General features: G+C 72.8%; 13 protein-coding genes. 4 read left to right on the forward strand and 9 right to left on the reverse strand.

Annotated elements, in window-relative coordinates; translation table 11 throughout:
* Window positions 1-19: 19 nt before the first annotated feature.
* The 4 genes from QE370_RS12440 to QE370_RS12455 form a co-directional block, all read right to left on the reverse strand.
* On the reverse strand, window positions 20-1,186 hold the full coding sequence (locus QE370_RS12440; protein WP_309634538.1) for a cystathionine gamma-synthase: 1,167 nt from the start codon (window positions 1,184-1,186) through the stop codon (window positions 20-22).
* A complete protein-coding gene (locus tag QE370_RS12445; protein ID WP_253025340.1) occupies window positions 1,183-2,559 on the reverse strand; it encodes a cystathionine beta-synthase in 1,377 nt (458 codons plus the stop codon). The genes QE370_RS12440 and QE370_RS12445 overlap by 4 nt, the downstream gene beginning before the upstream one ends.
* A 99-nt stretch (window positions 2,560-2,658) precedes the next feature.
* Window positions 2,659-4,950 (reverse strand): protein translocase subunit SecD, encoded by a 2,292-nt coding sequence (gene secD, locus QE370_RS12450; protein ID WP_309634539.1) that lies wholly within the window; start codon window positions 4,948-4,950, stop codon window positions 2,659-2,661.
* A gap of 44 nt (window positions 4,951-4,994) precedes the next feature.
* On the reverse strand, window positions 4,995-5,321 hold the full coding sequence (locus tag QE370_RS12455) for a hypothetical protein (protein WP_309634540.1): 327 nt from the start codon (window positions 5,319-5,321) through the stop codon (window positions 4,995-4,997).
* A 53-nt stretch (window positions 5,322-5,374) separates the two neighbouring features.
* On the opposite strand from QE370_RS12455, the gene QE370_RS12460 reads away from it, so the two are divergent.
* Complete coding sequence (locus tag QE370_RS12460; protein WP_309634541.1) at window positions 5,375-6,352, forward strand: aldo/keto reductase; 978 nt, start codon at window positions 5,375-5,377, stop codon at window positions 6,350-6,352.
* Window positions 6,353-6,573: 221 nt separating this feature from the next.
* Here the strand turns inward: QE370_RS12460 and QE370_RS12465 are convergent, their stop codons facing one another.
* The 5 genes from QE370_RS12465 to QE370_RS12485 form a co-directional block, all read right to left on the reverse strand.
* Window positions 6,574-7,164: a hypothetical protein gene (locus QE370_RS12465; RefSeq protein ID WP_067858053.1), complete on the reverse strand. Its 591-nt coding sequence runs from the start codon at window positions 7,162-7,164 to the stop codon at window positions 6,574-6,576.
* A 70-nt stretch (window positions 7,165-7,234) separates the two neighbouring features.
* Complete coding sequence (gene efeU, locus QE370_RS12470; protein WP_309634542.1) at window positions 7,235-8,068, reverse strand: iron uptake transporter permease EfeU; 834 nt, start codon at window positions 8,066-8,068, stop codon at window positions 7,235-7,237.
* A gap of 67 nt (window positions 8,069-8,135) precedes the next feature.
* Complete coding sequence (locus tag QE370_RS12475) at window positions 8,136-8,939, reverse strand: HRDC domain-containing protein (protein ID WP_309634543.1); 804 nt, start codon at window positions 8,937-8,939, stop codon at window positions 8,136-8,138.
* Window positions 8,918-9,364, reverse strand: a complete 447-nt coding sequence (locus QE370_RS12480) for a hypothetical protein (protein ID WP_309635262.1) — start codon at window positions 9,362-9,364, stop codon at window positions 8,918-8,920. The genes QE370_RS12475 and QE370_RS12480 overlap by 22 nt, the downstream gene beginning before the upstream one ends.
* Before the next feature lie 5 nt (window positions 9,365-9,369).
* A complete protein-coding gene (locus QE370_RS12485; protein ID WP_067858047.1) occupies window positions 9,370-9,948 on the reverse strand; it encodes a DUF3000 domain-containing protein in 579 nt (192 codons plus the stop codon).
* Between the two features lie 78 nt (window positions 9,949-10,026).
* On the opposite strand from QE370_RS12485, the gene hemE reads away from it, so the two are divergent.
* Genes hemE through hemQ form a run of 3 tightly spaced genes read left to right on the forward strand, consistent with a single transcriptional unit; the run spans window position 10,027 to window position 13,125 of the window.
* The gene (hemE, locus tag QE370_RS12490) at window positions 10,027-11,076 is read left to right on the forward strand and encodes a uroporphyrinogen decarboxylase (protein ID WP_253025327.1); all 1,050 of its coding nucleotides are present in this window, start codon (window positions 10,027-10,029) and stop codon (window positions 11,074-11,076) included.
* Complete coding sequence (gene hemG, locus QE370_RS12495; protein ID WP_309634544.1) at window positions 11,076-12,398, forward strand: protoporphyrinogen oxidase; 1,323 nt, start codon at window positions 11,076-11,078, stop codon at window positions 12,396-12,398. The genes hemE and hemG overlap by 1 nt, the downstream gene beginning before the upstream one ends.
* A 22-nt stretch (window positions 12,399-12,420) precedes the next feature.
* Entirely contained in the window at window positions 12,421-13,125 is a 705-nt protein-coding gene (gene hemQ, locus QE370_RS12500; RefSeq protein ID WP_309634545.1) for a hydrogen peroxide-dependent heme synthase, read from the forward strand.
* Window positions 13,126-13,317: the final 192 nt, after the last annotated feature.

Here is a 13,317-nt window from a genome sequence, read left to right on the forward strand (position 1 = left end):
GCCACCCACGGGCGGCGGGTCAGCCGAGCGCCTGCTCCAGGTCGGCGAGCAGGTCGGCCGTGTCCTCGATGCCGACGCTGAGCCGCACGAGGTCGTCCGGGACCTCCAGCACCGAGCCCGCGGTCGACGCGTGCGTCATGGCCCCCGGGTGCTCGATGAGCGACTCGATGCCGCCGAGGCTCTCCGCGAGCGTGAAGATGTGGGTCCGCGCGCAGAGGTCGAGCGCCGCCTGGCGTCCTCCCGCCAGCCGCAGCGAGACCATGCCACCGAAGCGACGCATCTGCCGGGCGGCGACCTCGTGCCCGGGGTGCTCGGGCAGGCCGGGGTAGAGCACCGACGCCACGGCCGGGTGGCCGACGAGGAGGTCGACGATCGCCTCGGCGTTCGTGCAGTGCTGCTCCATCCGGACCGCGAGCGTCTTTGCGCCGCGGAACGTCAGGTAGGCGTCGAACGGACCCGGAACGCCGCCCGCGCCGTTCTGCAGGAACGCGAACCCGGCGTCGAGCTCGGCGTCGTCGGTCACGAGCGCGCCGCCCACCACGTCGGAGTGGCCACCGAGGTACTTGGTCGTGGAGTGCAGGACCACGTCGGCGCCGAGCGCGAGCGGCTGCTGCAGGTAGGGCGAGGCGAAGGTGTTGTCGACGACGAACCGCGCACCCGCGGCGTGCGCGACCTCGGCCACCCGCTCGACGTCGGCGACGTTGAGCAGCGGGTTGGTCGGGGTCTCGACCCACACGACCTTCGTCTCGGGCCGGATCGCGGCGCGGACGGCGTCGAGGTCGTTGACGGCGACGGGCGTGTAGGAGATGCCCCAGTGGGTGAACACCTTGTCGATGAGCCGGAAGGTGCCGCCGTAGGCGTCGTCGGGGATGACGAGGTGGTCCCCGGGCCGCAGGAGGGTGCGGAGGGCGGCGTCGGTGGCCGCCATGCCCGAGGAGAAGGCGCGACCGTGCGCCCCGTTCTCGAGCGCCGCGAGGTTCGCCTCGAGCGCCGCGCGGGTCGGGTTGCCGGTGCGGGCGTACTCGTAGCCGCCGCGCATGCCACCCACGCCGTCCTGGGCGAAGGTCGAGGACGCGTAGATCGGTACGTTCACCGCGCCGGTCTGCGGATCGGGCTCGAAGCCGGCGTGGATCGCGCGGGTCGCGAAGCCGAGCGCCTCGTCCCGGCCGTTGGTCTGGTCGCTCATACGTGCACCCCCAGGAGGTCGTGCCGGGTCAGGACGCCCAGCGGCTTGCCGTCCTCGATCACCATGACGGCGTCGCTGTCCTTGAGCGTCGCCAGGGCGGTGTCGAGGTCCTCGTGCGCGCCGAGCAGCGGCAGCGGCGGCTCCATGTGCTTGGAGACCGGGTCGGTGAGGGATGCCCGGCCCTCGAAGACGGCGCTGATGAGCGTGCGCTCGCTGACACTGCCGGCGACCTCGCCGATGACGACGGGCGGCTCGGCCCCGACGACCGGCATCTGGGAGACGTTGTACTCGCGCAGGATCTCGATCGCGTCGCGGATGGTCTCCGACGGGTGGGTGTGCACGAGCGCGGGCAGGTCGCCGGACTTGCGGCGCAGCACCGCGCCGACGCTCGGCCGGTCGGTGTGACCGTCGAGCGGCTCGCGGAGGAAGCCGTACGACGACATCCAGTCGTCGTTGAAGATCTTGGAGAGGTAGCCGCGTCCGCCGTCGGGCAGCAGCACCACGACGACGGCATCGGGGCCCTCGCGCTCGGCCACCTCGAGCGCCGCGACGACGGCCATGCCGCACGAGCCGCCGACCAGCAGCCCCTCCTCGCGGGCGAGCCGGCGGGTCATCTCGAACGCGTCGGCGTCGGAGACCGCGATGATCTCGTCGGCGATCTCGGGGTCGTAGGCGCTCGGCCAGAAGTCCTCGCCGACACCCTCCACCAGGTAGGGGCGGCCGGTGCCGCCGGAGTAGACCGAGCCCTCGGGATCGGCGCCGATGATCTTGACCCGACCGCCGGAGACCTCCTTGAGGTAGCGACCGGTGCCGGTGATGGTGCCACCGGTGCCGACGCCGGCCACGAAGTGCGTGACGGTGCCGTCGGTGTCGGCCCAGATCTCCGGACCCGTGGTCTCGTAGTGCGACGCCGGCCCGGCGGGGTTGGAGTACTGGTCGGGCTTCCAGGCGTTCGGGGTCTCGCGGACGAGCCGGTCGGAGACGTTGTAGTAGCTGTCGGGGTGCTCCGGTGGCACGGCGGTCGGGCAGACCACGACCTCGGCGCCGTAGGCACGCAGGGTGTTCCGCTTGTCCTCGCTGACCTTGTCGGGGCAGACGAAGATGCAGGAGTAGCCACGCTGCTGGGCCACCAGCGCGAGCCCGACCCCGGTGTTGCCGGAGGTGGGCTCGACGATGACGCCGCCGGGCTTGAGCGCCCCGGACGCCTCGGCCTCGTCGACCATCTTGACGGCGATCCGGTCCTTGGAGCTGCCGCCGGGGTTGAGGTACTCGATCTTGGCCGCCACCAGGGCAGATCCTGCCGGGACGACGCTGGACAACTTCACGAGCGGGGTGCCGCCCACGAGGTCGACCACGTGGTTCGCGATACGCATGACGTTCATCCTGCCACCCGGGTCGAGCGTGGAACCGCCGAGGCGTCGCCGACCCTCCCGTGCCGGGGAGGGGCCGACGACGCCCTCGGAGCCGAACCGTCAGACGACGGCGCCGTCGGTGTTCCGTCCGTCGTCGATCTGGGCGTACTTGTCGACGACCTTGGGCTTCTTGTCCGGGTCGTGCGGCCAGCGCTCCTCGAGCTTCACGGCGAGGGCGGACGCCGTGAAGATCGTCGACAGGATGCCGATCGAGAGCCCGAGCAGGAGGGCGATCGCGAAGTCGGTCAGCGAGTCGCCACCGAGGAACGCGAGCGCCGCGAGGATGAACATGGCGCCGAGACCGGTGTTCACCGTGCGCGGGATCGTCTGCAGGATCGCCTCGTTCACGACGTCGCGCAGCCGTCGCCCGCGGTTCTCGCCCGTGTGCTCGCGGATGCGGTCGAAGACGACGATCGTGTCGTTGACCGCGAGGCCGATGATCGACAGCACCGCGGCGAGGAACACGCCGTCGATCGGCTTGCCCCACCACGCGAAGATGCCGACCACGGTGAGCACGACCGACGCCATCGACAGCTGGGCCGACACCGCGTAGGTCCAGCGGAACCGCCAGGCGAGGTAGGCCATCTGCGCGGCGATGGCGATCGCGAACGCGATGAGCGCCTTGTCGCGCAGCTCCTTGCCGAGGCTCGGACCGATGAGCTCGTCGCGCTCCTTCGTGGCCTGCCCCGCGACCGACTCGACGGCCTCCTCGACCTCGACGGCCTCGTCGTTGGTGATGTCGTCGAGACGGACGCTGACGTTCTCGTTCTGCCCGTCGCCGGACGACTCCTGCACGACGGCGCGCGGGAAGCCGGCGTCGGACACCGCCTCCCGCACCTCCTGCACGTCCACGGCCTGGGCGGTGGAGAACTCGAGGATGCGCCCGCCCGTGAACTCGACGCCGAGGTTCAGGCCACGCAGCAGGATGCCGCTGACCGACACGCCCGCGACGACCAGGGTGAGGCCGATCCAGAGCCCGCTGCGGCGCATCAGGTTCGGGCCGCGCTCGGTGAGCCACTTGCGGACCGGTCCGGTCGAGGCCACGCCGGTGAGGCCGGGTCGCTTCTTCAGGAACGACCGCTTCACCGCGAACTCGGTGAGCACGCGCGCGACGACGAGCGCCGAGAACATCGACGCGATGGTGCCGATCGTCAGGGTGACGCCGAAGCCCTTGACCGGACCGGACGCCAGGAAGAACAGCAGCGCGGCGGCGAGCACGGTGGTGACGTTGGAGTCGAGGATCGCCGACCACGCCTTGTTGAAGCCGGTCGTGAGCGACGTGTGCAGGTTGCCGTTCTTCTCGTACTCCTCGCGGGCTCGCTCGAACACCAGCACGTTGGCGTCGATGGCCAGGCCGATGGCGAGCACGAAGCCCGCCAGGCCCGGCAGCGTCAGGGTCGCGCCGAGCCACACGAGCAGGCCGTAGGAGATCGCGGCGTAGGTGGCCAGCGCGAACGTGGCCATGAGCCCGACCACGCGGTACACGAGCACGATGAACAGGCCGGTCAGGATGATGCCGATGATGCCGGCCTCGATGGACGCGTCGATCGCCGCGTCGCCCAGCGTGGCGCCGACCGTGCGCTGCTCGATGACCTCGACGGGCACCGGGAGCGCGCCGCCCTTGATGAGGACGGCGAGGTCGTCGGCCTGGGTCTGGGTGAAGTTGCCGGTGATGCTGGTGCTGTTGCCGCCGCCGGAGCGGCACAGGTCGGGCTGGACGGCGGGGGAGGAGATGATGTCCTCGTCCAGCAGGATGGCGACCCGGTTGCCGCCCTCGGTGTTCGCGCAGGCGGCGGCGACGAGGTCGCGCCAGCCGGTGCGGCCCTCGCCGGCGAAGTTGACGTTGACGACCCACTGGCCCACGCCCTGCTGGGGCGTGGCGGCCTCGGCGTCGGAGACCCCCTCGCCGTCGACGAGCGTGGGGCCGAGCAGCAGCGGCTGGCCCTGCTCGTCGTTCGCGACGACCTGGCCGTCCTCGGGCTCCTGGCCCTCCTGCGCGGGGCGCAGGACCTCGTGGAAGGAGAGCTGGGCGGTCTGGCCGATGACCTCGGCGGCCTCCCGCGGGTCGGTCACGCCGGGGAGCTCGACGATGATCCGTCGGTCGCCGGACTGGGCGAGGGTCGGCTCGGCGACGCCGAGGGCGTCGACGCGGCCGCGGATGACCTCCAGGGCGCGGGAGGTCGACTCGGCGTCGGCCTTGACGCGGTCGGTGTCCTGCGTCTCGAGGACGATCTGCGTGCCGCCCTCGAGGTCGAGGCCGAGGTTGGCGGGCTTGAAGTAGGCGAAGGCGAGGGAGGCGGCGAGCACGGCGAACGCCGCGATCGCACGCCACAGAGGGGCGCGCTGGTGCATGGATGACTTTCGGGATGGACGACGGGACGGCTGACGAAGGTGCGTCAGGCCGTCGGCGGTCCGCGACCCGCGGCGGCGGGTGCCTCGGACTGCACCACGTCGACCCCCGCGTCGACGACCGTGTCGTCGGCGAAGGCCGGGGCGACCGGTGCGCTCTCGGGCGGGAGCGCCCAGAGGTCGAGGTGGTGCTGGTCGACGTGCTGGCCCGACGCCTTCACGTGCGCCGCCTGGTGGCTCGACGCGGCCGAGGTGTGCGTCGTCGTGGCCCGCTGGTGCGCCCCGGCGTGGGTGACGCCGATCCCGGCCACGAGGAACAGCCCGACGACGGCCGCGCTCAGGGCGGCGGCCAGCGTGCGGCGGGGTCCGGGCATGGGGTGCAGTCTAGGCGACGCGCGCGACGGGACCGTCGGCCTAGGCTCGGGGCATGAGCCACGACCTCCTCCACCGTCCCCTCGGCCACTCCGGCATCCAGGTGCCCGTCGTCGGCATCGGCTGCAACGCCTTCGGCACGCGCATCGACGCCGCGCAGGTGCAGGCCGTCGTCGACGCCGCGCTCGAGCGCGGCGTCACCTTCTTCGACACCGCCGACGTCTACGGCTTCGGCGCGAGCGAGGAGCTGCTCGGCGCGGCGCTCGGGTCACGTCGTGACGAGGTGGTCGTCGCCACGAAGTTCGGCATGGACATGCAGGGCCGCAACGGCGACGACGGGGGTCGACGGGGGAGCGCCGCCTACGTCCGCACCGCCGTCGAGGCCAGCCTGCGACGTCTGGGCACCGACCACCTCGACCTCTACCAGCTGCACACGCCGGACCCCGCCACCCCGCTCGACGAGACGCTCGAGGCGCTCGACGCCCTCGTGCAGGCCGGCACGGTGCGCGCCGTCGGCTGCTCGAACTTCCAGTCCTGGCAGCTGGTCGACGCCGACTGGCGCGCTCGGACCGCCGGACTCACCCGGTTCGCCACGGCGCAGAACGAGTACTCGCTGTACAACCGGACCGCGGAGGTCGAGCTGACGCCGGCCTGCGAGCACCTCGACGTCGGGATCCTGCCGTACTTCCCGCTCGCCTACGGTCTGCTGACCGGCAAGTACCGGTGCGGGGAGGACGCGCCCGAGGGGACCCGGCTCGCGACCCAGTCCGAGCGGCTGGCGACGGCCGACTGGGAGCGCATCGACGCGCTCCAGTCCTTCGCCGACGCGCGGGGCATCTCGCTGCTGGAGCTGGCCATGGGTGGTCTGGCCGCGCAGCCGGCCGTCAGCAGCGTCATCGCGGGCGTCTCGCGCCCGGAGCAGGTGGCGGCGAACGCCGACGCCGCCTCCTGGCAGCCGACCGAGGACGACCTGGCGGAGCTCGCGTCGATCGGCCGGCCCACGCAGTCCTACACGACCTTCGCCCCGGCCTGAGCCCGCGGCGGCCGTGCGGGAGATGGGGCGCCGGGCCGGGAAGCGCCTCACGGCGCGTGGCCGCTCGTAGCGGCTATTTTTGGGACCCGGGGCTTACCGCGGCCCGGCGCGACCACCAGCCTAACGGGCCCCTGGGCGCGCACAAGCGCTGTGGGCGTGAGACCTGCGACGCCGGCTCGAGCGGGCCGGGAGCGACGACCGGACGAGGCGCCGCGGGCGCCTCAGTGCAGCGAGCCGGACCGCTCGAGCGCCGCGGCGCGACGCAGGTGCAGGGCCATGTCGAGCAGGCGCGCGCCGCTGTGCGCGTCGGCGTCGTCGAGCTGCCCACGGCCGACGCCGACGATGTGGGCGAACGCCGCGGCGCGGTCGAGGACGACGTCGAGGTCGGTGACGACGATGCCGCGCACGACCGTGTCGACGAGGTCGACCACCTCGTCGGCCCCGGGCGGCTCGACCACGCCGGCGAGCATCTCGTGCACGGGCGCGAAGCCGCGACCGGCGGCGAACTCGGCGGCCGCCTGGCGGGGCTGGCGGTGGACCCACTCGCGCAGCAGGTAGAGCCGCCACAGGGCACCGGACAGGGTGTCGGGCGGGGCGTGCGACCACAGTTCGGCGATCACGCCGAGGCCCTCGGCGTCGGACAGGTGCAGCACGCGGTCGACGAGGTCGCGGTCGTCGCGGTCGATCGGCCCGCGGACGAGCAGGTGCGCGATCCGGTGGCCGGCGGCGGCCACCTCGGCCGGGTCGGTGTCGTGCGCGAGCGCCTCGAAGAGTCCCTGTCCGGGCAGGGACGGGCGATGGAAGTCGCTCATCCTGCGGACCGTCCGGGCATGGGCCCCACCGTATCCGGGGCCCGGTCGTCCGGCACCCAGATCGCGTGCGTCAGACGTGCGCGTCGGGTCGCGGGGCGGCGGGCGCCGCGGTCGCCTGGGGGCGCAGGTAGAGCCACAGCACGGGCACCACGTAGGCCATCCAGGCGATGGTCTGCAGCCAGGTGGGGTCGGGCTGGAAGTTCACGGTGCCCTTGAGGAGCGTGCCGTACCAGCTGTCGGGCGCGATGACGCCGGAGACGTCGAACGCGAGGTTCGTGATGCCGGGCAGGATGCCGGCCTCCTGCAGGTCGTGGACGCCATACGCGAGCACGCCGGCGGCGACCACGATGAGCAGGGCTCCCGTCACCTGGAAGAAGGTCGAGAGGTTGATGCGCAGCGCACCGCGGTAGATGAGGTAGCCGAGGAGCACCGCGACGAGGATGCCCGTGGTCGCGCCGACGAACGGCGAGGCGGTGTAGCTGCCGGAGATCGTGGCCCAGATGATCGCGGCGGTCTCCAGGCCCTCGCGCCCGACGGTGAGGAACGCGACCGTGGCGATGGCGACCGGGCCGAGCTCGACCGCGGTCGCGAGCTCGCCCTCGAGCTCGCGCTTGAGCCCGCGGGCGGTGCGACGCATCCAGAAGATCATCCACGTGACCAGGCCGGCGGCGAGGATCGAGAGCGTGCCTCCGACGGCCTCCTGCCACACGAAGGGCAGCTGCTCGAAGGCGAGGGTCACGGCCGTGAACACGAGCACGACGAGGGCCAGTGCGCCACCCACGCCGATCCAGATGTAGCGGACGTCGCGGCGGCGGTCCGTGCGCACGAGGTAGGCCAGCAGGATGCTGACGACGAGGCTGGCCTCCAGCCCCTCGCGCAGACCGATCAGGAAGTTGGCGAGCACACCGACATGCTACTCAGGTTCGCCTTGCCTCAGTGGGTGATCCCGCGCACGACCTCGGTCCGGGCGGTCAGGGGGTCAGGGCGGCGACGAGGTCGGCGGCGACGAGCTCGACCTGCCACGGACGGGCCCCGCCCTCCGCGAGCGCGTCGCCGACGTGGACGACGTCGACGACGGCCGGCGGGTCCCAGGCCAGACCGCGGACGAGGCCGGGGGAGATGAGGTTCTCCGGTGGCAGGTCGTGCTGCTCGGCGATGCGCGTGACCGCCTCGCGGGCCGCCGTGAGCCGCGCCGCGGCCTCGGGGTGCTTGTCGGCCCACGCGCGTGGCGGAGGTGGTCCGTCGCGGTGCTGGGTCGAGAGCGGCAGCGCGTCGTCGGGGAGCGCGAGGCCCTCCTCGACCGCGTCGAGCCACTGCTGCAGGAAGCGACGTGGCCCGCGTGAGCGCATGACCGGCAGGTTGCGCAGCGTCGAGGCGTCGCGCGGTGCCTCGCGGGCGATCTCGAGGATGGAGGCGTCGGGCAGGATCCGCCCGGGCGTCGTGTCGCGCTGCTCCGCGATCCGGTCGCGCGCCTCCCAGAGGGCGCGCACCAGCCCGAGCGTGCGTCGGCCACGGGCCCGGTGGATGCCCGAGGTGCGCCGCCAGCGCTCCTCCTTCGGCGGTGCACCTGTGAACGACAGGAGGGCCTCGAAGTCCTGCGCGGCCCACTCGCGCTTGCCGGCGCGCTCGAGGTCGGCCTCGATGAGGTTGCGCAGCTCGATGAGCACCTCGACGTCGAGGGCCGCGTACTCGAGCCAGGGCTCCGGAAGCGGTCGCGTCGACCAGTCGGCGGCCGAGTGCTCCTTCGCCAGGCTCAGCCCGAGGTAGTGCTCCACGAGAGCGAGGCCAGGCCCACGCGCGGCAGGTTGAGCAGCCGGCCGGCGAGCTCGGTGTCGAACAGCGCGGTCGGGTGCAGCCCGACCTCGGCGAGGCACGGCAGGTCCTGCGTGGCCGCGTGCAGGATCCACTCCGCGTCGCCGATGGCCTCGTCGAGGTCGACGAGGTCGTCGAAGGCGATCGGGTCGACCAGGCCGGTGCCGCTGCCGTCGCGGCGCACCTGCACGAGGTAGGCCCGCTGGGAGTAGCGGTAGCCCGACGCCCGCTCGGCGTCGAGGGCCACCGGGCCGTGACCGAGCGCGAGACGCGCGCAGTAGGCCACGTAGTCGTCGACCGTGTCGATGACGGGGGGCAGGGGGTCACGCAGCTGCAGACGTGGAAGAGGAGGAGCCTGCTCCTCCGGGCTCCCCGTCTCCTCGGGCACGGAGGTCAACGGCGACCTCGACGACGCTGCAGCGGGACGACGCCCGGTGCGAGCGGAGGCAGACCGGCCAGCGTGCAGAGCAGCTCGGTCCAGGCCGCGACGTGCGCTCCGGCCTCGGAGGTGGGCGTCCAGGACGCGCGGATCTCGACCTGGGCGGAGCCGGTGTCGCCGGCCATCTCGCCGAAGGTCTCGGTGCTCACGACCGTGACGCTGCCGCTGGCGGCGGTGTGGGTGCCGCCCTGCGCCTCGAGCGCGTCGACCAGCCAGCTCCACCCGACGGTCGCCAGGGCGGGGTCCTCGGCCATCTCGCGCTCGACCTCGGCGCGCGCGAACGTGACGCAGCGGAACGTGCCGTCCCACGCGTCGTTGCCGGCGGGGTCGTGCAGCAGGATGAAGCGACCGGTGGCCACGTCGTCGCCGCCGACCTCCAGGTCGCCGCTCAGGGCGTGCGCGAAGGGCGCGATCCGCTGAGGTGCGGGGATCTCGTCGACGACCACCTCGGGACGCACCGGTGCGGCCAGCAGCTGCTCCAGGGCAGCGGCGAACGCTGGAGGGGTGTGATCGAACTCGCTGCGGGCGCCCACAGGCCGATGGTAGGCACTCCGGGCGCCGACCGGGTCCCGACACGCAGGCGGTGATCCCACCCCTGAGAGAATCCCTCGGTGACCACCTCCCCCTCCGCCCGGCTCGCCGAGAGCGACTTCCTGCGCGCGTGCCGTGGCGAGCCCACGAGCCGTACCCCCGTCTGGTTCATGCGTCAGGCGGGTCGCCACCTGCCGGAGTACCTGAAGGTGCGCGAGGGCGTCGCGATGCTCGACTCGTGCTTCTCGACCGACCTCGTCGTCGAGATCACGATGCAGCCGGTGCGTCGCTACGGCGTCGACGCCGCGATCTTCTTCTCCGACATCGTCGTCCCGCTCAAGGCGATCGGGGTGGACCTCGACATCGTGCCGGGCACGGGACCGGTGATCGCCGACCCGATCCGTCGGCGCGGACAGCTCGACCAGCTGCGCCGGCTCGAGCCCGACGACGTGGAGAGCATCGCCGCGGCGGCGCGGGCGCTGGTGGGGGAGCTGGGCGGCACGCCGCTCATCGGCTTCGCCGGCGCGCCGTTCACGCTCGCGTCCTACCTCGTCGAGGGCGGGCCCTCGCGCGACCACCGGATCACGAAGCAGCTGATGTACTCCCAGACCGGCCTGTGGAACGACCTGCTCGAGCGGCTCTCGCACCTGGCGGCCGACTTCCTGCGGGTGCAGGTCGAGGCCGGCGCCTCCGCGGTGCAGCTGTTCGACTCCTGGGCGGGCGCGCTGTCGCCGTCGGACTACGAGACCTATGTGGCCCCCCACTCCCGACGCGTGCTCGAGTCGGTCGCCGACCTCGGCGTGCCGCGGATCCACTTCGGCGTCGGCACCGGCGAGCTGCTCGACCAGATGGGCGACGTCGGCGCCGACGTGGTCGGCGTCGACTGGCGGGTGCCGCTGGACCGCGCCATCGAGAAGGTCGGACCGCACCGCTCCGTGCAGGGCAACCTCGACCCGACGCTGCTGTTCGCCCCGGCCGACGTGCTGCACACCAAGGCGGCCGCCGCGATCGAGCGCGGTCGCGGTGCCAGGGGGCACGTCTTCAACCTCGGCCACGGCGTGCTGCCGCAGACCGATCCCGACGCGGTGAAGGGTCTCGTCGACTTCGTGCACGGCTACGAGCGCGTCTGATGCGCGTCGCCGTCGTCGGGGCCGGCATCGGCGGGCTGGTCGCCGCCCTCGACCTGCGTGAGGCAGGGTGCGACGTCGTCGTGCTGGAGGGCGCCGACCGGGTGGGCGGCAAGCTGCGCGTCGACGACGTCGGCGACCTGCGCGTCGACGTCGGCGCGGAGTCGATGCTGGCGCGTCGACCCGAGGCCGTCGACCTGGCCGCCCGGGTCGGGGCCGAGCTGACCCACCCGGCGACGACGTCGGCCGCGATCTGGACTCGGGGCGCGCTGCGTCCGCTGCCGCCGACGGTCATGGGTGTCCCTGCTGACCTGGACGCCCTCGAGGCGTCGGGGATCCTTGCCGAGCGTCCGGTGCCGCACGCCGAGCCCGTGCCCGACGACGACGTGTCGGTGGCGGCCTTCCTCGCGCCGCGGGTCGGTCGCGAGGTGGTCGACCGGCTCGTCGAGCCGCTGCTCGGCGGCGTCTACGCCGGTCACGCGGACCGCCTGTCGCTGCGCGCCGCGGCGCCGCAGGTGCTGGCGCTCGGTGCCGATCCCCTCGCGGGGGCTGCTGCGACCCGTGCCACGACGCGCACCCTCGCCACGCCGGTGTTCGCGGGCGTCGTCGGCGGCGTGGGCACGCTCCCCCAGCGCGTCGTCGAGCACGGTGACCTCGACGTGCGGCTCCGGTCGACGGTGCGCGCCGTGCGGGTGGACGACGGCGTCTGGACGGTCTCCGCAGGCCCGGTGTCGGCGATCGAGACGTACGAGGTCGACGCGGTCGTCGTCGCGACACCGGCACCGGCCACCGCGCGCCTGCTCGCCGAGGTGGCGCCGCCGGCGGCCTTCGCGCTGGCCGCCGTCGACTACGCCTCGATGGCCCTGGTGACGTTCGTGCTCGACGGGCCCGTCGACGTGGAGGGCTCGGGATTCCTCGTGCCGCCGGTCGACGGCACGGTCGTCAAGGGCTCGACGATCTCGTCGCAGAAGTGGGCGTGGCTGGGGGAGCGGGCGGGCGACCGTACGGTCGTGCGCGCCTCGATCGGCCGGGCCGGTGACACCGCCGTGCTCCACCGCGACGACGCCGAGGTGGCCGCGCTCGCGCTCGCCGACCTGACGTCCGCGTACGGAGCGCTGCCGTCGGTCGTGGCGACGCACGTGCAGCGCTGGGGCGGTGGCCTGCCCCAGTACGACGTCGGCCACCTCGACCGCGTGGCGACGGTCGAGGCGGCGGTCGCGCTCGTCGACGGTCTCGAGGTGTGCGGTGCCGCCTACCACGGGGTGGGCATCCCGGCGGTCGTCGCGTCGGCCCGGGCTGCCGCGGCCCGCCTCCTCGCACGCTGAGCCGCGGGGGGAGAATGGACCCATGAGCGTGCCGAACCAGGGAAAGCTGGCCAAGGAGATCAACGAGACCATCCGCTACACGATGTGGTCGGTCTTCAAGCTCGAGCGCGTGCTCGGTGACGCCGACCGAGCCGCGGAGGCCGCCGAGGTCGACCACCTGGTGAAGCGCCTGGCCGACGAGGACGTCGTGGTCCGGGGCTTCTACGACGTCAGCGGCATGCGCGCCGACGCCGACCTCATGGTCTGGTGGCACGCGTCGTCGGCCGACGCGCTGCAGGCCGCCTACAACGCGTTCCGGCGGACCGCGCTGGGCTCGCGGATGGCGCCGGTGTGGTCGCAGACCGCCCTGCACCGTCCCGCGGAGTTCAACAAGTCGCACGTGCCCGCGTTCATGGCCGACGAGACCGTGCGCGACTGGGTCTGCGTCTACCCCTTCGTCCGCTCCTACGAGTGGTACCTGCTGCCCGACGAGGAGCGCCGCGAGATGCTGCGCGAGCACGGCATGCAGGCCCGCCCCTACCCCGACGTCCGCGCCAACACGGTCGCGTCGTTCGCGCTCGGCGACTACGAGTGGATCCTGGCCTTCGAGGCCGACGAGCTGCACCGCATCGTCGACCTCATGCGCGACCTGCGCGCCAGCACCGCCCGCCGCCACGTGCGCGAGGAGATCCCGTTCTACACCGGCCGCCGCCACGACCCGAGCGACCTCACCGCGCTCTGGCCCTGATCGGGGATTCCCAGGTCGACCTGGGAATCTTCAGCGAGGCACGAGAATCTCAGCCACGCATGGAAAGCACGTCGTGCGTGGCTGTGAATCCCAGGTCGACTGGGAGAATCTTCAGCGGGGCACGGAAAACTCAGCCACGCACGGAAAGCACGCCGTGCGTGGCTGAGATTCCCAGGTCCACCTGGGAATCTC

Source organism: Aeromicrobium sp. SORGH_AS_0981 (assembly GCF_031453195.1).
Lineage (GTDB): Bacteria > Actinomycetota > Actinomycetes > Propionibacteriales > Nocardioidaceae > Aeromicrobium.